General features: G+C 68.4%; 20 protein-coding genes. 6 read left to right on the forward strand and 14 right to left on the reverse strand.

What is annotated here, in order from left to right:
* Positions 1-74: 74 nt before the first annotated feature.
* A complete protein-coding gene (locus AC1RIF_RS21500; RefSeq protein ID WP_492603399.1) occupies positions 75-1,595 on the reverse strand; it encodes a sensor histidine kinase in 1,521 nt (506 codons plus the stop codon).
* 28 nt (positions 1,596-1,623) lie between these two features.
* Positions 1,624-1,875, reverse strand: coding sequence for a biotin/lipoyl-binding carrier protein (locus AC1RIF_RS21505; RefSeq protein ID WP_174914874.1), 252 nt, complete (start codon positions 1,873-1,875; stop codon positions 1,624-1,626).
* 72 nt (positions 1,876-1,947) lie between these two features.
* Between AC1RIF_RS21505 and AC1RIF_RS21510 the strand changes: the two genes are divergently transcribed.
* A complete protein-coding gene (locus AC1RIF_RS21510) occupies positions 1,948-2,022 on the forward strand; it encodes a 50S ribosomal protein bL37 (protein ID WP_022597109.1) in 75 nt (24 codons plus the stop codon).
* A gap of 86 nt (positions 2,023-2,108) precedes the next feature.
* On the opposite strand, the gene rsrA is transcribed toward AC1RIF_RS21510, so the two are convergent.
* Both rsrA and AC1RIF_RS21520 read right to left on the reverse strand, forming a co-directional pair.
* Entirely contained in the window at positions 2,109-2,408 is a 300-nt protein-coding gene (gene rsrA / locus AC1RIF_RS21515) for a mycothiol system anti-sigma-R factor (RefSeq protein WP_492603400.1), read from the reverse strand.
* Positions 2,405-3,130, reverse strand: a complete 726-nt coding sequence (locus tag AC1RIF_RS21520) for a sigma-70 family RNA polymerase sigma factor (protein WP_492603516.1) — start codon at positions 3,128-3,130, stop codon at positions 2,405-2,407. The genes rsrA and AC1RIF_RS21520 overlap by 4 nt, the downstream gene beginning before the upstream one ends.
* A gap of 180 nt (positions 3,131-3,310) precedes the next feature.
* Here AC1RIF_RS21520 and ybaK point away from each other — a divergent pair, with 180 nt between their 5' ends.
* A complete protein-coding gene (ybaK, locus tag AC1RIF_RS21525; protein WP_492603401.1) occupies positions 3,311-3,805 on the forward strand; it encodes a Cys-tRNA(Pro) deacylase in 495 nt (164 codons plus the stop codon).
* A gap of 93 nt (positions 3,806-3,898) precedes the next feature.
* The gene (locus AC1RIF_RS21530) at positions 3,899-4,918 is read left to right on the forward strand and encodes an LLM class flavin-dependent oxidoreductase (protein WP_492603402.1); all 1,020 of its coding nucleotides are present in this window, start codon (positions 3,899-3,901) and stop codon (positions 4,916-4,918) included.
* On the opposite strand, the gene AC1RIF_RS21535 is transcribed toward AC1RIF_RS21530, so the two are convergent.
* On the reverse strand, positions 4,905-5,660 hold the full coding sequence (locus AC1RIF_RS21535; protein WP_492603403.1) for an SOS response-associated peptidase: 756 nt from the start codon (positions 5,658-5,660) through the stop codon (positions 4,905-4,907). The genes AC1RIF_RS21530 and AC1RIF_RS21535 overlap by 14 nt on opposite strands.
* Positions 5,661-5,764: 104 nt before the next feature.
* On the opposite strand from AC1RIF_RS21535, the gene aroA reads away from it, so the two are divergent.
* Positions 5,765-7,096: a 3-phosphoshikimate 1-carboxyvinyltransferase gene (aroA, locus tag AC1RIF_RS21540; protein WP_492603404.1), complete on the forward strand. Its 1,332-nt coding sequence runs from the start codon at positions 5,765-5,767 to the stop codon at positions 7,094-7,096.
* The gene (gene rsgA / locus AC1RIF_RS21545) at positions 7,063-8,085 is read left to right on the forward strand and encodes a ribosome small subunit-dependent GTPase A (RefSeq protein WP_492603517.1); all 1,023 of its coding nucleotides are present in this window, start codon (positions 7,063-7,065) and stop codon (positions 8,083-8,085) included. The genes aroA and rsgA overlap by 34 nt, the downstream gene beginning before the upstream one ends.
* Before the next feature lie 27 nt (positions 8,086-8,112).
* Here rsgA and AC1RIF_RS21550 read toward each other — a convergent pair whose 3' ends face one another.
* The 8 genes from AC1RIF_RS21550 to AC1RIF_RS21585 all read right to left on the reverse strand — a co-directional run bounded on the left by AC1RIF_RS21550 (position 8,113) and on the right by AC1RIF_RS21585 (position 15,857).
* Positions 8,113-8,502 (reverse strand): SHOCT domain-containing protein, encoded by a 390-nt coding sequence (locus AC1RIF_RS21550; protein ID WP_492603405.1) that lies wholly within the window; start codon positions 8,500-8,502, stop codon positions 8,113-8,115.
* Between the two features lie 110 nt (positions 8,503-8,612).
* Positions 8,613-9,413 carry an aminoglycoside adenylyltransferase domain-containing protein gene (locus AC1RIF_RS21555; protein WP_492603406.1) on the reverse strand — a complete coding sequence of 267 codons (801 nt, stop codon included), beginning with the start codon at positions 9,411-9,413 and terminating at the stop codon, positions 8,613-8,615.
* Positions 9,414-9,424: 11 nt separating this feature from the next.
* Positions 9,425-10,663, reverse strand: coding sequence for a fatty acid desaturase family protein (locus AC1RIF_RS21560; protein WP_492603407.1), 1,239 nt, complete (start codon positions 10,661-10,663; stop codon positions 9,425-9,427).
* A 70-nt stretch (positions 10,664-10,733) separates the two neighbouring features.
* The gene (locus tag AC1RIF_RS21565; protein ID WP_492603408.1) at positions 10,734-11,993 is read right to left on the reverse strand and encodes a fatty acid desaturase family protein; all 1,260 of its coding nucleotides are present in this window, start codon (positions 11,991-11,993) and stop codon (positions 10,734-10,736) included.
* 143 nt (positions 11,994-12,136) lie between these two features.
* The gene (locus tag AC1RIF_RS21570; protein ID WP_492603409.1) at positions 12,137-13,252 is read right to left on the reverse strand and encodes a ferredoxin reductase; all 1,116 of its coding nucleotides are present in this window, start codon (positions 13,250-13,252) and stop codon (positions 12,137-12,139) included.
* 118 nt (positions 13,253-13,370) lie between these two features.
* On the reverse strand, positions 13,371-13,880 hold the full coding sequence (locus AC1RIF_RS21575) for a DUF6912 family protein (protein ID WP_492603518.1): 510 nt from the start codon (positions 13,878-13,880) through the stop codon (positions 13,371-13,373).
* 75 nt (positions 13,881-13,955) lie between these two features.
* Positions 13,956-15,329 carry a WS/DGAT/MGAT family O-acyltransferase gene (locus AC1RIF_RS21580; RefSeq protein ID WP_492603519.1) on the reverse strand — a complete coding sequence of 458 codons (1,374 nt, stop codon included), beginning with the start codon at positions 15,327-15,329 and terminating at the stop codon, positions 13,956-13,958.
* A gap of 69 nt (positions 15,330-15,398) precedes the next feature.
* Positions 15,399-15,857 (reverse strand): HAD-IA family hydrolase, encoded by a 459-nt coding sequence (locus tag AC1RIF_RS21585; protein ID WP_492603410.1) that lies wholly within the window; start codon positions 15,855-15,857, stop codon positions 15,399-15,401.
* Between the two features lie 216 nt (positions 15,858-16,073).
* Here AC1RIF_RS21585 and AC1RIF_RS21590 point away from each other — a divergent pair, with 216 nt between their 5' ends.
* Positions 16,074-16,622, forward strand: coding sequence for an Rv3235 family protein (locus AC1RIF_RS21590; RefSeq protein WP_492603411.1), 549 nt, complete (start codon positions 16,074-16,076; stop codon positions 16,620-16,622).
* A gap of 8 nt (positions 16,623-16,630) precedes the next feature.
* On the opposite strand, the gene secA is transcribed toward AC1RIF_RS21590, so the two are convergent.
* Entirely contained in the window at positions 16,631-19,444 is a 2,814-nt protein-coding gene (secA, locus tag AC1RIF_RS21595) for a preprotein translocase subunit SecA (protein ID WP_492603412.1), read from the reverse strand.
* Positions 19,445-19,498 lie beyond the last annotated feature (54 nt).

Consider the following 19,498-nt stretch of genomic DNA (forward strand, 5'->3'; position numbering starts at 1 on the left):
CTGGAGGGCGCCGGGCCTTCGTCTTTCGTGGTCCGAACGTAATACCAGGCCTGCGGTCCGCGAGTGCGAAAACGTCAGAGGCGTTGCGCCCGCCGACCCAACGGCACCCTCAGCACGGCGTCGGTGCCACCGCCCGGGGACGGATGCAGCCCCAGCGATCCACCGAGTTCCGCGTCGACCAGTGTGCGCACGATCTGCAAGCCCAACCGATCGGACTTCTCGAGGCTGAAACCGCCCGGGAGGCCGCGACCGTCGTCGTGGATGACCACGTCGAGCCATCGAGCCGAACGATCCGCGCGCAGGTACACCGTGCCCGGCTGCCCCGGCTCGAAGGCGTGCTCGATCGCGTTCTGCACCAGTTCGGTCAGCACCATCACAAGTGGTGTGGCGCGCTCCGCCGAGAACACCCCGAGGCTGCCCTCCCGCCTGATCTGGATGGGCATGTTGACCGACGCGACGTCGGCGAGGATCGGCACGAGCCGATCCACGAGCTCGTCGAGATCGACCTCCTCGTCCACCGACATCGACAGCGACTCGTGGACCAGCGCGATCGACGTCACGCGCCGGACCGACTCGCTGAGCGCCTGCCGCGCCTCCTCGTTGTCGGTGCGGCGGGCCTGCAGGCGCAGCAGGGCCGCGACGGTCTGCAGATTGTTCTTGACCCGATGGTGGATCTCGCGGATCGTCGCGTCCTTGCTGAGCAGCGCGCGATCGCGGCGCTTGACCTCGGTCACGTCACGGATCACGACGGCGGCGCCCACCACCTTGCCGTGCGGTTTGAGTACCAGTGCCCGCAGCAACACGATCGCGCCGCGCGCCTCGATCTCCATCCGGTGTCCGAGGCGGCCGGCGAGTGTTCCGCTGATGTAGTCGGCCACTTCCTGCGACTCGAACGGGTCGGTGATGAGTGAGTGGGTCGTCGACGCCAGGTCCTGACCGTTCAGGTCACTGTTCAAACCCATACGGTGGTACGCGGACAACGCATTCGGGCTCGCATACACGACCCGTCCCTGGGGGTCGAGGCGGATGAAACCGTCGCCGGCGCGGGGGCTCGAGTTGGTGTCCGAGCGCGTCTCGGGATTGGGGAAGGTTCCCTCGCTGATCATCTGACACAAGTCCGCGGCGCAGTCCAGATACGCGATCTCGAGGGGGCTCTGGGCGCGCTGCTGCGCAAGATTGGTGTCCCGGCTGAGGACCGCGATGACCTCGCCGCCACAGCGCACCGGAACCGCTTCCCGCCGCAACGGGGTGCCGTCGCGCCACGAGTGGTCGACCTCGGTGACGATCTCACCGTCGACGAGCGCCTTGAGAACCTGGGGGTGTTCGGACTCGGAGACCACGGATCCGACGGCGTCCTCGGGGAACGCCGTCGACGCGGTCGTGGGACGGCACTGCGCCACGCACACGACGGTGCCGGGGCCCGCATCCGCGGAGTCGGTCTGGTCGTCCGGCCGCTCGGTCGCCACCCACAGCAGGACGTCGGCGAAGGACAGATCCGCGAGTAGCTGCCATTCGCCCACAACCTGCTGCAGGTGATCGACCGCGCTGCCGGGAAGATCGGTGTGCTCGGCGAGCAGGTCGCTCAGTGTCGACATGTGCCAGGCTCCGATTCGCTTCTCGGGTTCAGCTGATGGTGGCGATCAGGTCGCCCTGCTGGATGACATCGCCGACCTTCACGTCGACGGACGTCACCTTGCCGGCAACCTCGGCCAGAACCGGGATTTCCATCTTCATGGACTCGAGAATCACGAGGGTGTCGCCCTCGGTCACCTCTTCGCCTGCACTGACAACGACCTGGTAGACGGTCGAAACCATTTCGGCGCGCACATCTTCTGCCACCTGGCACCTCACTGTTCGTGGACGGTCGCGGACCAGCCAATGGAACCACAGCCAATCACACGTGAAACACTAGGACGAACTCGAGTTCGAACACAGAAGGAGCTACTCATGGGTAAGCGTGGTCGCAAGAAGCGCAGCCGCAAGGGCAACGCCGCCAATCACGGCAAGCGTCCCAACGCCTGAGACGCGTTGACAGACGGATCAGGGGCCGGCAAGCACACCGCTTGCCGGCCCCTGATCCGTTTCGGGCACCCGCCCACGTCGTTCGTCTAGTCGTCCGACTCGCGGTCGCCGACGAGTTCGGTCTCGGTGATGATCACGGTGCGCCGGATCTCGAACGAGAGCCTCTCGCGCAGCCCGTCCGGGGCGTGCTCGCCCCCGCACTTGCGGCCGATGAGGCTCTTGACCTTCTCCTCGATGCCGTACGCCTCGAAGCATGCGCCGCAGTTCTCCAGATGCCGCTGGATCCTCGCGCGCGAGTTCGCGTCGCACTCGCTGTCGAGCAGCAACCACACATCCGCGATCACCGCCGAGCAGTCCAACTGCTCGAATTCGTTCTCCCCGGTCACCGAGTAACCTCCTGCTCCGCTGTTCCGCTGCGCTCGGCGCGGTTGAATCCACGTTCGCGAGCGACGTCCGCGAGGAGTCCGCGCAACTGCTTGCGCCCACGGTGCAGGCGCGACATCACGGTGCCGATCGGCGTGCCCATGATCTCCGCGATCTCCTTGTACGGGAATCCCTCGACGTCGGCGTAGTACACCGCCATGCGGAACTCCTCGGGGAGTTCCTGCAGTGCCGCCTTGATGTCGTCGTCGGGCAGCGCGTCGAGGGCCTCGACCTCCGCCGACCGCAGCCCGGTCGACGTGTGTTCGGCCGTCGCGGCGAGCTGCCAGTCGGTGATCTCGTCCGTCGGGTACTGCGCCGGCTGGCGCTGCTTCTTGCGGTAGGAGTTGATGTAGGTGTTGGTGAGGATCCGGTACAGCCAGGCCTTGAGGTTGGTTCCCGCCTTGAAGGAACGGAACGCCGAGTAGGCCTTGATGTAGGTCTCCTGGACCAGGTCCTCCGCGTCGGCCGGGTTGCGCGTCATGCGCAGCGCGGCGCCGTACAACTGATCGAGGAGCGGGAGCGCGTCACGCTCGAACCGCTCGATCAGCTCGGCATCCGACTCGGGACCGTCACCCGTGGGGCCGGTCGGGGTGTCGGGTTCCTTCTCAGGGTCATGATCGTCGCGCACACTGATCCCTTCGCTTGCCGTAGGGGTCAAGGCTACCGCCAACCCTGCCACGACCACCGGACCAGTCGACGTCGTCGCGGACTCCGGACGAGCCCGCTCCGCGCACAACACCGCCACCGGCCACTCCCTTCGCTGTTGCAGCTTCTCGGCAGATTTCAACAGCACTCGGGCGCGGTGTGTTCCCGAGTCGTGATCGCGGCGAGATGACGCGAGATGCCGGGCCCTAGAGTTGTCGCCATGGCCGGAACTTCGACCCCTGCAACCAAGCTGCTCGACAAGGAGAAGGTCGCGCACCGGATCCACAGCTACGACCACGATGCGCGTGCGGCGTCGTTCGGTGACGAGGCCGTCGATTCGCTCGCCGGTCATCTCGGGGTGGAGCCCGCACAGATCTTCAAGACGCTCGTGATCAAGACCGACGCGGGCAAGCTCGCGGTCGCGGTGCTCCCCGTGCCGTCGAAGCTGTCGCTCAAGGCGGCCGCCGCGGCGGTGGGCGCGGGCAAGGCCGTCATGGCGCAGCAGGCCGACGCCGAACGCTCCACCGGCTATGTCCTCGGCGGCATCTCCCCGCTCGGGCAGCGCAAGCGTCTGCCGACGGTGATCGACGCGTCGGCGCTGGAATGGGATCGGGTGCTGTGCAGTGCGGGCCGTCGTGGCCTCGAGATCGAGCTGGCGCCACAGGACCTGGCTCGGCTGTCGGGTGCGGTGGTCGCGGAGATCACCGCAGGCTGAGCCGGCGGTTCGGTGCAGCCGGCTGAGGAATGCAACGGCCGCGCACCGCGTTCCACTCATGACCTGTCTCGACGAACGAAAGCCGGTGTCCCCGTGACGGCTCCCCTCGATCTTCCCCTCTCCATCCTCGACCTGGCCCATATCGGCACGGACGAGACTGCGGGAGACAGCTTCCGGGCCAGCGTCGAGATGGCGCGGAACGCGGAGCGGTGGGGATACAGCCGGATCTGGTATGCCGAGCATCACAACATGCCGTCGATCGCGTCGTCGGCGACGAGCGTACTGATCGCACACGTCGCAGCGCACACCGAGCGGATCCGGCTCGGCGCGGGCGGCATCATGCTGCCCAACCATGCGCCGCTCACCATCGCCGAGCAGTTCGGCACGCTCGCCGAACTGCACCCCGGCCGCATCGACCTGGGCCTGGGCCGCGCGCCGGGCAGCGACCAGCAGACCATGCGGGCGCTGCGCCGGGACCCGAGCTCGGCCGAGTCGTTCCCGCAGGACGTGCTCGAACTGCAGGGCTACCTGACGGGGCCATCGCGGGTACCGGGCATCGAGGCGACCCCAGGCAAGGGCACCGACGTTCCGCTCTACATTCTCGGGTCGTCGCTGTTCGGCGCCCGACTGGCCGCCGCGCTGGGCCTGCCGTACGCGTTCGCGTCACACTTCGCACCCAACGCCCTGATGGACGCGATCGCGATCTACCGGCGCGAGTTCCGGCCGTCGGCGCAACTCTCCGAGCCGCACGTGATCGCCGCGGTGAACGTGATCGCCGCGGACACGGACGCGGAGGCGCAGCGACTGTTCCTCGAGACCAAGCGCAAGCGGGTCGGGCTGTTCGTCGGCCGTGGCCGGACGTTCACGCCGGAGGAGGCCGACATGATCCTCGAGTCGCCCGCCGGCCAGCAGGTGCTCGCGATGGTGCGGTACTCCGCGGTCGGCACCCCGGACGTCGTGTACGACTACCTGGGCCGGTTCGCCGAGCAGACGGGCGCGGACGAGTTGATGGTCGTGTCGTCGGCCACCGACCGTGCGGCCTGGATGCGGTCGCTGGAACTGGTCGCCGACGTCACCGATCTCGCGTCGCGGCAGCCGGTCACAGCAGGCTGATCTGCTCCCCCTCCCGCTCCCCCGTGTCGGGCGCCAAGAGTTCGGGGCCGTTGTTGCGGACGCTGTTGACCTTGGTGGACACCCGGCGGATCTCGACCGCCGCGACCGACTCGAGGCTGGGCGCGATCAGGTCGGGGTGACCGAGGCTGTCCGGGTCCAGCCAGGCGTCCCAGCGATCGGGCGGCAGGATCAGCGGCATCCGGTCGTGCACGTTCGCCAACTGGTCCACCGAGTCGGTGGTGAGGATCGTGGTGGACAGCAGCGGCGTCTCCCGGGGCGCCTTCGGGTCGTGCCACACCGACCACAGCCCGGCCATGAACAACCGTTCGCCGTCGCCGCGGGACATGTAGTACGGGACCTTCACGGCCTTGCCGTCCGCGGTGGGCTCGGTCTGCCACTCGTACCAGCCGTCCATCGGCACCAGGCAGCGCTTGAACCGCAGCGACGTCTTGAACGCGGCCTTCGTGGCGACGGTCTCGGAGCGGGCGTTGAACAGCGGTGCGCCCTTGCCCGGCTCCGTGGCGTACGACGGCACCAGCCCCCAACGCATGCGGCGGATCCGACGGCGCACCGAACTGTCGTCGTCGCCGCGGTCGTGGCGTGCGACGACGGTGAGGACCTGGGTCGTGGGAGCGACGTTGAAGTCCGCCGCCTCCGGACCGGACTCCCCTGTCTCGTCGACCGCATCGAGTTCCACCGCGAGCGTCGCCGGGTTCGCCGTCGTCGCGTACCTGCCGCACATGTCTGCCGCACTCCTCGTCGTCCGGGCCCTGTCTGGTGTGACCGTCCGCTCCCCATGCTGGCACGGTTGCCACACGCCGCCCACCCATAGGCGAAGATGGACGGGTGAGTCGTGAGAGCCTGTGGACAGCGCCCCGTGCCGAAGCCCCCGTGGATGCGTCCGTGACGCTGCCCGGATCCAAGTCGATCACCAACCGGGCTCTCGTTCTCGCGGCGCTCGCGGCCGGGCCCTCCACGATCACCGGCGCGCTGCGCAGCCGCGACACCGACCTCATGATCCAGGGGCTGCGCGCGCTCGGCGTGTCGATCACCGCGACGCCCGACGCCGCGACCGGCACCACCCTGCACGTGGCGCCGGGACCGATGACCGGCGGCAGCGTCGACTGCGGCCTCGCCGGCACCGTGATGCGCTTCCTGCCCCCGATGGCTGCTCTGGCCGCCGGCACCGTCGCGGTCGACGGGGACGAGCAGGCCCGCACGCGGCCGCTCGGCACGATCCTCGACGCCCTGCGCGGGCTGGGCGCCGACATCGACGGCGATGCGCTCCCCTTCACCGTCCGCGGCCACGGCGGTCTGCGCGGCGGCACGGTCACGATCGACGCGTCCGGCTCGTCTCAGTTCGTGTCCGGACTGCTGCTGTCCGCTGCCCGCTTCGACGAGGGCGTCACCGTGCGCCACCAGGGCGGCTCGCTGCCGTCGATGCCGCACATCGACATGACCGTCGAGATGCTGCGCACGGCCGGTGTCACGGTCCTGACGCCCGGCGAGAGCGGCGACGCCGACACCTGGAAGGTGTTGCCGGGCAAGGTCGATCCGGTGGACTGGGTCGTCGAGCCCGACCTGTCGAACGCGACGCCGTTCCTGGCCGCGGCGGCGGTCACCGGGGGCACCGTCCGGGTGCCGTTGTGGCCGTCGCGCACCACCCAGCCGGGGGACGCGATTCGCGACATCCTCGCCGACATGGGCGCCGAGGTGCGGCTCGAGGATGGCGTCCTGTCGGTGACCGGACCGAAGTCGTTGCGCGGCATCGACATCGACCTGCACGACATCGGCGAGCTCACGCCCACGGTGGCCGCGCTCGCCGCACTCGCCGAGGGGCCGTCGGTCCTGCGCGGCATCGCGCACCTGCGCGGGCACGAGACGGACCGACTGGCGGCGCTGGCCACCGAGATCAACAAGCTCGGCGGCGCGGTCACCGAGACGGCCGACGGCCTGCGCATCGAACCGCGGCCGCTACACGGTGGACAGTGGCATTCGTACGCCGACCACCGGATGGCGACCGCCGGAGCGATCATCGGCCTCGTGGTCGACGACGTCCGGATCGAGGACGTCGGCACCACCGCGAAGACGCTGCCCGGCTTCGAGAATCTGTGGGCGGCAATGCTGGACGCGGCAGAGTCCCCATCGGGTTCCGCCGAACAGGGAGCACTGTCCTGAGCCGCCGGCAGTACGACGAGTCCGACGTCCGGATCCGTCCGGGCAAGGGCACCCGCCCGCGGACCAAGACCCGGCCCGAGCACGCGAGCGCCGAGGACGCCATGGTGGTCTCCGTCGACCGCGGCCGGTGGGGCTGTGTGCTCGGCGGCGACCCCGACCGGCCCGTGGTGACGATGCGCGCCCGGGAACTGGGCCGCACGCCGATCGTCGTCGGCGATCAGGTGAGCGTCGTCGGCGATCTGTCCGGCAAGCCGGACACCCTCGCCCGCATCGTGCGCGTGGCCGAACGCAGGACCGTCCTGCGGCGCACCGCCGACGACACCGACCCGTACGAGCGGATCGTCGTCGCCAACGCGGCGCAGTTGCTGATCGTCGTCGCCCTGGCCGATCCGCCGCCGCGGACCGGCTTCGTCGAGCGGGCGCTCGTCGCCGCGTACGTCGGCGGCCTGAAACCGATCCTGTGCCTCACCAAGAGCGACCTCGCCACACCCGACGAGTTCGCCGCCACGTTCGCCGACCTGGACATCCCGGTCGTCGTGGCCGGACGGGACGATCCGATCGAACCGGTGACGGCGATCCTCGCCGGGCAGGTGACCGCGCTCATCGGGCACTCCGGGGTCGGTAAGTCGACCATGGTCAACCGGCTCGTACCCGACGCGGACCGCGCGACGGGTGTCGTGTCCGGCGTCGGCAAGGGCCGGCACACGTCGACACAGTCGGTGGCCCTGCCACTACCCGGCGGCGGCTGGGTGGTCGACACCCCCGGCATCCGGTCGTTCGGGCTTGCACACATCTCCCCCGAGAACGTCGTCGCCGCCTTCACCGACCTCGCGGAAGCCGCCGAGGACTGCCCCCGCGGGTGCACCCATCTCGGCCCCCCGGCCGACCCCGAATGCGCGCTGGACAAGCTCACCGGCAAGTCCGCGGGCCGTGTCGAGGCGGTCCGCCACCTGCTCGTCGCATTGATGTCGAACGAGTCCTGGGCCTGAGAACCCTACACACCGGGGCCTGCAGGCCTACGGCGTCGGAGACCCCTGCGCCCGAGCCGCGAGGACTCGATACTCGTCCTCGGTGATGGCCCCCGAGTCGAGCAGGGACTGCGCCGTGGCCAACTGCTCGTCAGTCGACGTCCCGGCCGCGGTCCGAATGTACTCGTCCTCGGCCCGCCGGTACTGCTGTTCGGCTGCGGCCGCCCGCTGCGCCATGGCCGGGCCGCGAACGATCAGGTACACGCACGACGCGACGACCGGCAGGACGAACAGGAAGAACACCCACACAGCCTTCCCCCATCCGGACATCCGGTGGTCCCGGAACAGGTCGGCGAGGATCATGAAAAGAACCATCAGATACGCCGCGAACGCGAAACACGCGAAGACCAGCCAGAAGTAATCCCAGAATGAGTCCATTGACCGCTCCGTTCACGAGACGATGTCGAACAGGCTCTTCCCCACCACTCTCCCACCACACGAGACCCACGGTCCAGGGAACCGCTGTCCGACGCCCGCGCCGCTACGGGTCACCGATCCGCGGCGCAGTCGCGAGCCCGCTGCCCGAGTCTGCGCGCGAGCGCCGTCACCCGAGGCGCCAGCCCGGACCAGTCGTCGACGGCAGTCCCGAGGTAGGCGGCTCCGGCGCGCTCCATCAGGTCCCGGTCCGGCGCGGGGAGCGTCGGCGCGACAGTACGGGCCGCGCCGTCCTTCGGGACGATCCTGCCGGTCTCCAGGGTGACGACGATGCGGGCGAGTGCGAGCAGGGTGTTGCGTTCGTCGCCCTCGATCTCTTCCAGGATGTCGGGGATGACGGCGAGCAGCGCTCGGCGGAGAAGATCAGGGGGGACGGCGGCAAGCACCTCGCCGAGCCGTGGCCCCCGCAGCACGCGGTGTGCGGCCTGGGCCGTCGCGATGAGGATCGGCACGTCGGGGTCGTCCGCCGCCTCGGGGACGACCCCGCTCTCGAGGTCTCCGCGGAGCCATTCGCCGTACTGGAAGTCTCGCCGGGGCCCGTCACCCCACAGGTGAGCGCCGTCGATCACGATGCTCGTCACCTCGAGCGGCCGACGGGATGCCGCGTGGGGGAACGTGGCTGCGTGGCCACTCCACCCGGACACCCTCAGCAACACCCGGACCCACGAGGCCCGCTCCGCTGCGGTGAGCGATCGCCGGGTGAGCACGAGGATGTCGACGTCGCTGTCGGGGCGCAAGCCCCCTGCGACAGCGGAACCGTAGAGGTACACGCCGATCATGTCACCGGGATTCTCCCGGTCGACGTGATCGAGGACCGGTGCGATCAGTTCGGCTATCTCCCCGACACCGGACAACTCGCGGCGAACTACCTCGACAGCAGCGCGCGCAGGCCGCGGCGCTTCTTCGATGCCCTGATGGCCGTCACCAGTCCGCGACGGCGACCGGTGAGCGGGTCGACGGTGGGGACGGCATTGCCGCCGAACTTACGCTCCGATGCCGTCTCGGGCGCGTCGTCGGACGTGTCCTTGAGGTACTTGTTCGGCAGCGACAGCTTGGCGATGGTGCGCCACGACTTGGCATACTGCACCGGCAGCGGACCCGTCGTGTACGGCAGGTCGTACTTCTCGCACAGCGCCCGCACCTTGACCGCGATCTCGGAGTACCGGTTCGACGGCAGGTCCGGGTAGATGTGGTGCTCGATCTGGTAGCTCAGGTTGCCGGTCATGAAGTCCATGACGGGACCACCTGAGATGTTGGCGCTGCCCAGCATCTGCCGCAGGTACCACTCGGCCTTCGTCTCGTTGTCGACGTCGGCCTTGGTGAACTTCTCGGCGCCGTCCGGGAAGTGTCCGCAGAAGATCACCGCATTGGTCCACAGGTTGCGGATGACGCCGGCCGTGAGGTTCGCGGTGAGGGTCGTCTTCCATGCCTTCCCGGTGAGGGCCGGGTAGACCACGTAGTCCTTGAGGGTCTGCTTGGCGATCTTCGCGCCGACCTCTTTCGCGTTCCGCTTGGTGAACTCGCGGTCGTCGCGTCCGGCCGCGACCTTGCCCAGCTCGAGCAGCTGGATCGCGATGCCGTACTCGAACAGCAACGCCAGGATCGCGTTGTAGGCGAGGTTGCCGTAGTTGAACGGCCTCCAGCGCTGGTCGCGGGTGACGCGCAGCAGGCCGTAGCCCACGTCGTCGTCCATGCCCAGGATGTTCGTGTACTTGTGATGCAGGTAGTTGTGGGTCTGCTTCCAGTGCGCCGACGGATCGACGTTGTCCCACTCCCAGCTCGCCGAGTGGACCTCGGGATCGTTCATCCAGTCCCACTGCCCGTGCATCACGTTGTGCCCGAGCTCCATGTTCTCGATGATCTTCGCGACGCCCAGCATGCCGGTACCGAGCACCCACAGGGGGCGCTTGCGGCTACCGAACAGCACTGCGCGCCCGCCGATCTCGAGTCCACGCTGCAGTCGGATGGTGTTGCGGATGTAGCGCGCATCGCGCTCGCCACGGGAGTCCTCGACATCACGACGGATCGCGTCGAGCTCGCGACCGAGCGCCTCGACGTCCGCATCCGTCAGATGCGCGTACTCCTTGATGTCGGTAATCGCCACGCGGCTACCGTACCGTAAGTTACGACACCGTAGGTTAACTCCGCATGACTGTGAGGTAAGTCACTTCCGCCTACTTTCGGCGCTTTGCGCGACGCTTCGCCACCCGCACCTCGGCGTGCGCACGCAGCGCCGACAGCAGGCCACGGTGCTGCCCGGTCTCCGCGTCGACCCGCAGCGCCTCGGCGATCCGTGAGCCGCTCAGCCGGAACTTGAGCTCCGACGACGTCTCCGGCGCATCGTCGGACGTCCGCTTGAGGAAGCGGTCCGGCAACGCGAGCTTGTGGATCGTCCGCAAGGCCAGGAAGTACTGGCGACCGAGCGGACCGGAGGTGTACGGCAGGTCGTACTTGTCGCACAGGGCCCGCACCCGCACCGCGATCTCGGAGTACCGGTTGGACGGCAGATCCGGAAACAGGTGGTGTTCGATCTGGTAGCTGAGGTTGCCGGTCATGAACGCCATCACCGGACCGGCGTCGATGTTGGCGCTGCCGAGCATCTGCCGCAGATACCACTGCGCCCGGGTCTCGTTCTCGAACTGTTCGACCGTGAACTTCTCGGCGCCGTCCGGGAAATGTCCGCAGAAGATCACCGCGTACGCCCACAGATTGCGTGCGAAGTTGGCGGTCGCGTTCGCAGCGAGGGTGTGCTTCCACGCCCGGCCCGTCAGCGCGGGGAACAACACGAAGTCCTTGCCGACCTGACGAACGATCTTGACCGCGAACTGCTTGTTGGGCGCCGAATTCCACTGCGCCGGGTCGACACCCTCGAGCTGCTTCTGCGCCGACAGGTCGTGCAGCGCGATACCCCACTCGAACGTCGCCGCCAGGATCACGTTCGCGATCGGCTGCAGCAGGTTGATCGGGCGCCACTTCTCGTCGCGCGTCATCCGCAGGATGCCGAATCCCACGTCGTCGTCCATCCCGACGATGTTGGTGTAGGTGTGATGGGTGTAGTTGTGCGCGCGCTTCCAGTGCTCCGACGGACCCGTCATGTCCCACTCCCACGTCGTGGAGTGGATCTCCGGATCGTTCATCCAGTCCCACTGGCCGTGGGTGACGTTGTGCCCGAGTTCCATGTTCTCGATGCACTTCGCGAGCGTGAGCAGCGTCGTGCCCACCACCCAGGCCGGACGGTGACGGCTGCCGAACAAGGCCGCCCGTCCGCACAGTTCGAGCGAACGCTGCAGCCGGATCGTGCGCCGAATGTAGCGGGCATCCCGTACGCCCCGGGACTCCTCGACGTCGCGACGAATCGCATCCAACTCGCGCCCGAGGGCGTCGATATCGGCGTCGGTGAGGTGGGCGAACTCTTTGATGTCCGTAATGGCCACCGAGGTCCTCCGTTGAATATGTAGATCAGATCACCGGCGTCGGTCACCGACGCGAGGCACTGGGTACCACGCAGGTACTGACGACAACGATACGGGAAACCGGACACCTGTCGGACCGGCCGCCGGACGGATCACACGAGGTCTCAGACCTCGAGCGTGCAATCGCCCGCCGCTGCCGAGATACAGGTCTGGATACGTTCGCCCTCGGCGTGCTCCTTGCCGTTGCGCAGGTCCACCGCGTGACCCGATGCGAGCGGGACCACGCAGGTCTGACAGATGCCCATGCGGCATCCGAACGGCATCAGCACGCCGGCCTTCTCCCCCGCCTCGAGCAGGGTGGTGGCGCCGTCCACCTCGACCGACTTCTCCGACCGGGTGAACGTGACGGTGCCGCCGGCACCGGACAGATCGGCCCGGGACACGGCGAACCGCTCGAGGTGCAGCTTCGGGGTGATGCCCTCGCGTTCCCAGGTCTTCTCGATGTCGTCGAGCATCCCGAGCGGCCCGCACGCCCAGGTCTGCCGCTCGCGCCAGTCGGGGCACACCTCATCGAGCTCGGCCAGCGCGAACTTGCCCTCGGACCGCGTGTGCCGGACCCGGCAACTGAACGAGGGGTGATCCTTCTGCAGCTCCGCGAGCTCGTCGCCGAACATGACGGAATCCTCGGTGGGCGCCGAGTGGATGTGGACGACGTCGGGGAGTTCCCCGCGCCGGCTCATCGTCCGCAGCATCGACATCACCGGGGTGATGCCGCTGCCCGCGGTGAGGAACAGGATCTTCTCCGGCGGCGGCTCCGGCAGCGCGAAGTTTCCGGTGGGCGCGGCCAGGCGCACGACCGTCCCCGACGGCACGCCGGTCACCAGGTGACTCGACAGGAAGCCCTCGGGCATCGCCTTGACGGTGATCGAGATCAGCTTGTGGTCGACGTTCGGGGCCGACGTGAGCGAGTAGGACCGCCAGTGCCACCGGCCGTCCACATGGATGCCGATGCCGACGTACTGGCCGGGCTGGTACTCGAAGTCGAAGCCCCACCCCGGCTTGATCACCAGCGTCGCGGAGTCGGCCGTCTCGGGCCGGACCTCGACGATGCGTCCACGCAGTTCACGCGCGGACCACAGGGGGTTCACCAGGTGCAGGTAGTCGTCGGGAAGCAACGGCGTGGTCAATCGGGTGACGGCACCGCGCACCACGTTCGCCACCGACCGGTCCGAGCCCGCGACCCTTGCCGCCGGCGCCTCGATCCAGCTCTTCAGTCCCATCCGACCTCCATCTCGCACTTCGAGCGTACGGCCAGCGTAGGGCATGAGCCTACGGTGGCGTAAGTTACGGCCGAGTAGTAAGGCGGGCTAACGACTCGTCGGGCGGATCCGCCGCCGGTCAGAGTAGCTCGAGCAGGAACGGAAGCTCTTGTGTCGCGTACCAAGCGAGCTCGTGATCCTCGGCATCGCCGAGCACGAACTCCGCGTCCGGATCCCCGAGATCGGCGGCGTCGACCACCTCTGCCGCCTTCGCGATGTCGGACTCCGCCTCCGCCAGATCGACGTGTACCGACGCCACCTGGGACAGCGAGAGGACGTGCGCGAGACGCACCACCGCGTCGTCGAGATCGGGTCGCAGCTTGACGTCGTCGACGTCGGCGGCAATCACCGCGCGGCGCGGCAAGGGCACGCTCTCCCCGTCGTCCCGCCCGTCGTCATCGCCCTCGCCCGCGTCGGGTGTGGCGGCCGCGATCAGCCGCAGCGACGCCCGCGCCGCCTCCGCCATGGCCACCTCGGCGAGCTCCTCGTCGTCACCGGAGTGATACGCCTCCCGCAGGGTCGGCGTCACCGCGAACGCGGTCCGGCTCACCGGGGACAACTCCCGCTCGGCGACCAGCTGCCGCAGCATCGGGATGGTCGCGGGAATGTAGACCCTCACGCCCGACCTCCGGCCTCTTGCGTCCGTACCGACCGCGATTCCGACTCAGCCACTGGCTTCCACCAACTCCTCGAGAGACTCGTGCAACGACGCGGCGACCACATCCACGTCGGCCATGGCGTCGCGATCCGCATTCAGACCGTAGTAGACGTGGCCGTCGTACGACGTCAACGCAATGCTCAGGGTCTGATTCTTCAGCAGCGGCGACACGGGATACATCTCGATCATCCGCATCCCCACCACGTAGAGCGGAATCTGCGGTCCCGGCGCGTTGGTGACCATGAGGTTGAACATCCGCTGAGACAGGCTGCTCGCCGCTCGGGCGCCACGGGCGTGCAGGGACGCGGGCGCGAACCCGGACAACCGGATCATCGTCCGGGCCGTCACCTGCCGGCTCTGCCGGGCGAACGCCTCCGTCGCGTGCGCGACGTGCGAGAGCCGGACCACCGGATTGGGCTCGCCGACCGGCAGATCCACCAGGAACGACGACGTTCGGCCGTGCGGCAGGCCGACCTCGCCGTCGTCGCACACCTCGATCACGCTCGCACCGCCCGTTCCCGGCCGCGCCTCGCAGATGGACATCGGGGCCAGCACGCGCAGGGTGGTCGACTCCGACACCGGCTCACCGCGGGCCAGGAGCCAGTTCCGCATCGCACCCGCCACCACCGTCAGGACCACGTCGTTGATCGAGCATCCGTAGCGGGCGCGGATCTTGCGGTAGCGGTCGAGATCGGTGCGCGCCACCGCGAACCGGCGGTTGCGGGAGATCGGGGCGTTCAGCGGGCTCGACGGCGCCGGCTGCGCCGCGGTGCGGGCCAGGGCAGCGAGCTTCCCGACCACGTCGACCGCCTCGTCGACCACCGACGCCATGTCCCCCAACGTCATTCGCAGTGTCGCGATCCCCTCGCCGGGCCGCGAGACCAGTTGGGCGAGGGCGGCCGCGACCAGCGCCGGCTCCCCTGGCGCCGGTTCCGCCATCCACAGATCGTCGCTCGCGACCGCCGGTGCATCGTCCTCGTCCAGGATGACCTGACTCAACTCGAGGGCGGTCTCGCCGTCGACCAGCGCCGAATGCGACTTCGTGAACACCGCGCACCGGTTGTCCGCGAGGCCTTCGACCACGTACATCTCCCACAGCGGCCGGGTCGTGTCCAACGGCCGTGAGGTCAACCGGGCGACCAGGTCGTGCAGTTGATCGTCCGTGCCCGGCGACGGCACGGCGGAACGTCGGACGTGATAGGTGATGTCGAAATCGGGATCGTCGACCCACACCGGCCGGGCCAGCCCGAACGCGACCTCGCGGACCTTCTGTCGATAGCGCGGCACCAGGTGCAGGCGACTCTCGATGAGCCGGAGCACGGCCTCGAAGTCGAGACCCGAATCGGGAAGCTGCAGGATCGCGAGTGAACCCAGATGCATCGGAGTGTTGCTCGCGTCGAGAAAGTAGAACGACGCGTCCTGCGTCGTCAGTCTGGTCGCCCTGGCCACCTATCGCCCCCTGCCCTCGGATCCCTCGCCCGCTCGATCCTCACTGTCCGATTCGGGGCGGATCCCCGAATCGAGAAGAATCGCAATCTCTTCCACGGCCACCACCGAGTCCACGTGGTGCACCCCCACCATGCCCGCGGCAGCCGCCGCGCGCACATTGCCGACGAGGTCGTCGACGAAGACGCACTCGACGGGCGCGAGCCCGAGGCGCGCCGCGGTCAATTCGTAGATCCGCCGATCCGGTTTCGCCATACCCACGTCACCCGACAGCACGACCTCGTCCACGAACGGACCCGCCAGGTCGCGCAGTCCCTGAGCCCCCGGACCGCCGGGATCGTTGCTGAGGATCGCGGTGCGAACGCCCCGCCTGCGCGCGTTACGGACGACGCCTGCCATCAGGTCGGCGTCCGCGCCGGGTCCCCCCAGCACCCCGCCGAAGTCCAACACCAGTCCGCGCACACGCTCACCCTAGAACTCGCGGGCCCCGCTGGCGACACGGACGGCACGCGCCGGGCCGAATCCGATCGCGTGGACCCCTCGCTTTTCGGAATCGAACGTGCCATGCTGTCCGCCAGATTCCGTACCTCTCCGCGGAGTCGACCTGCAGCACCCGTCGACACTTGTGTATCGGCTGCCGCCACGTCCCGGCGAACGCGATACTGGAGAGGCCAGATCATGAACGCACCGCACCGGTTCCTGTCCCGGGCACCGCAATTCGAACCACCCGTATCCGAGTCCGCCGGGCCCACGGCGTGTCCGCCCGCGCCGCGTCCCGGATCGGTCCGCTCCGCAGCGCGCTCACCGCACGACGGCCGGTCCCCGCGCCGAGCCCCGTCGATCGGACCGGATTCGATCGCACCGCCCGATGCGCGCCGGTTCGCCGAGAGTGCGTTGCGTCTGACGCTCGAGGTCCTCGACCGCCGCCGCGCCCCGGCGCAGCTGCGCTCGATCGTCACCCCGACCGTGCTGGACCTCGTTCACGTACTCGCGCGCACGTCGCCCGCCGGCAGCCGACTGGGTACGGCCACGCTCGCGCGCGTCCGAATGCAACCGGTCCACGCGAACGCGACACCGCGGCTCGAGGGGTGCGACGGGTGCGAGGTTTTCGAGGTGTTCGGCACCTACAACCGAGGCAGCCGGGTGTTCGCCGTCGCCGCGCGTATCGAACGCGGCAACGGCAGACACCCGGCCGGCTGGGCGATCACATCACTGCGAATCGCCTGAGATCGGCGTCAGCGCTTGCGCTTGGAGCGCGGAGCCTTCTTCGCCTTCGTATCCTGGCGGGCGGCCTCACGGCGCTCGCGGCGCGTGCCCGCGCCCCCGTCCTGCTCGTCCGCGGACCGGCTGATCTGGGCGTTGCCGTCCTCGGCGGGGCCGGAGAAGGTGAGCCCGCGCGGCTGCATCTCGTCGAGCCCCTTCGCCTTGAGCGCCGACGGGGCCGCCGAACGGGCCGCGTCCTGGGCGGCCTGCTGCGACGGGAGCGGCTGTGCGGGCTGCTTGGCCAGCGACGGACCACCGCCGGCCGTGGCGGCCGCCGAGGCTGCGGTGACGCTCACCGGGGAGCCGCCGCCCTGCGGGGCACCGGCCTCCACTTGGAGGTTGAAGAGGAACCCGACCGACTCCTCCTTGAGGCCGTCGAGCATCGCGATGAACATGTCGTAGCCCTCGCGCTGGTACTCGACCAGCGGATCGCGCTGCGCCATCGCGCGCAGGCCGATGCCCTCCTTGAGGTAGTCCATCTCGTAGAGGTGCTCGCGCCACTTGCGGTCCAGCACGGACAGCATCACGCGGCGCTCGAGCTCACGCATGCCGCCCTCACCGGCGATCTCGTCGATCTGCTGCTCGCGCTTGGCATACGCATCCCGCGCGTCCTGCAGCAGCGCCTCGAGCAGCTCCTCACGACCCAGGTCCGACTCTCCGGCCTCGGCGGCGCCCACCAGCTCCTTGTGGTCGATTCCCACCGGGTACAACGTCTTCAGGGCCGTCCACAGCTGATCCAGATCCCAGTCCTCGACATAGCCCTCAGCGGTGGCGCCGTTGACGTACGCGGTGACCACGTCCGTGATCATCGACTCGACCTGACCCTCGAGGTCCTCTCCCTCGAGGATGCGGCGACGCTCCTCGTAGATGACGGTGCGCTGCTTGTTCATCACCTCGTCGTACTTGAGGACGTTCTTGCGGATCTCGTAGTTCTGCTGCTCGACCTGTGTCTGCGCGCTCTTGATCGCCTTCGAGACCATCTTCGCCTCGATCGGGACGTCGTCGGGCAGGTTCAGCCGCGTCATGATCGACTCGAGCGCCGCACCGTTGAAGCGCCGCATCAACTCGTCGCCGAGCGACAGGTAGAAGCGCGACTCACCGGGATCGCCCTGCCGGCCGGAACGACCGCGCAGCTGGTTGTCGATACGACGTGACTCGTGCCGCTCGGTGCCGAGCACGTACAGGCCACCGGCGGCGCGCACCTTCTCCGCGTCCTCCTTGACCTCGGCCTTGACCTTGTCGAGGACACCTTCCCACGCGGCCTCGTACTCGTCCGGGCTGTGCACCGGATCGAGGCCCTGCTTGCGCAGCACGAGGTCGGCGATGATGTCGGGGTTGCCGCCGAGTACGACGTCGGTACCACGGCCGGCCATGTTGGTCGCGACGGTCACGGCGCCGGAGCGTCCGGCCTCGGCGACGATCGTCGCCTCCTGCTCGTGGAACTTCGCGTTGAGCACACTGTGGACGACGCCACGCTTGGTGAACTGCTTCGACAGGTACTCCGAGCGCTCGACGCTGGTGGTACCGATCAGGACCGGCTGACCGTTCTGGTGCCGCTCGACGACGTCGTCGACGACGGCATCGAACTTGGCCTCCTCGGTCTTGTAGATCAGGTCGCCGTTGTCGACGCGCAGCAGCGGACGGTTGGTCGGGATGGGGATGACGCCCAGGCCGTACGTCTGGTGCAGTTCGGCGGCCTCGGTCTCGGCCGTACCCGTCATGCCCGACAGCTTGTCGTACAGGCGGAAGTAGTTCTGCAGCGTGATCGTGGCGAGGGTCTGGTTCTCGGCCTGGATCTCGACCTTCTCCTTGGCCTCGATCGCCTGGTGCATGCCCTCGTTGTAGCGGCGGCCCACCAGCACACGGCCGGTGAACTCGTCGACGATGATGACGTCGCCGTCGCGGACGATGTAGTCCTTGTCGCGCTGGTACAGCTCCTTCGCCTTGATGGCGTTGTTGAGGTAGCTCACCAGCGGCGAGTTCGCGGCCTCGTACAGGTTGTCGATACCGAGCTGGTCCTCGACGAACTCGACACCGGCCTCGTGCACACCGATGGTGCGCTTGCGGATGTCGACCTCGTAGTGGACGTCCTTCTTGAGCAGCGGCGCGATCCGCGCGAACTCGCTGTACCACTTGCTGGACGCGTCGGCGGGGCCCGAGATGATGAGCGGCGTGCGGGCCTCGTCGATGAGGATCGAGTCGACCTCGTCGACGACGGCGAAGTTGTGGCCGCGCTGCACCAGGTCGTCGAGGGTGTGCGTCATGTTGTCGCGCAGGTAGTCGAAACCGAACTCGTTGTTCGTGCCGTATGTGATGTCGGCCGCGTATGCCTTGCGCCGCTGCGCGGGCGTCATGCCGGACAGGATCACGTCGACTTCGAGTCCCAGGAACCGGTGGACGCGGCCCATCCACTCCGAGTCGCGTCGGGCCAGGTAGTCGTTGACGGTGACGACGTGCACGCCCTCCCCGGAGATCGCGTTCAGGTACGCGGGCAGCACACAGGTCAGGGTCTTGCCCTCACCGGTCTTCATCTCGGCGACATTGCCGAAGTGCAGTGCAGCACCACCCATGACCTGGACGTCGAAGTGACGCTGGCCGAGCACGCGACTCGCGGCCTCCCGGGCCGCGGCGAAGGCCTCGGGCAGCATCTCGTCGAGCGTCTCGCCGTCGGCGTAACGCTTCCGGAACTCGTCGGTCTTGGCCCGGAGTTGTTCGTCGGACAGTTTCTCGACCTCGGGAGAGAGGGAGGAGACATGGTCGGCGATGTGCTTGAGCCGCTTGACCATGCGACCTTCACCTACACGGAGCAGCTTCGATAGCGACAGTGACGGCACGGTCCT

It is taken from the genome of Prescottella sp. GW823-FHT02E09, assembly GCF_058797375.1.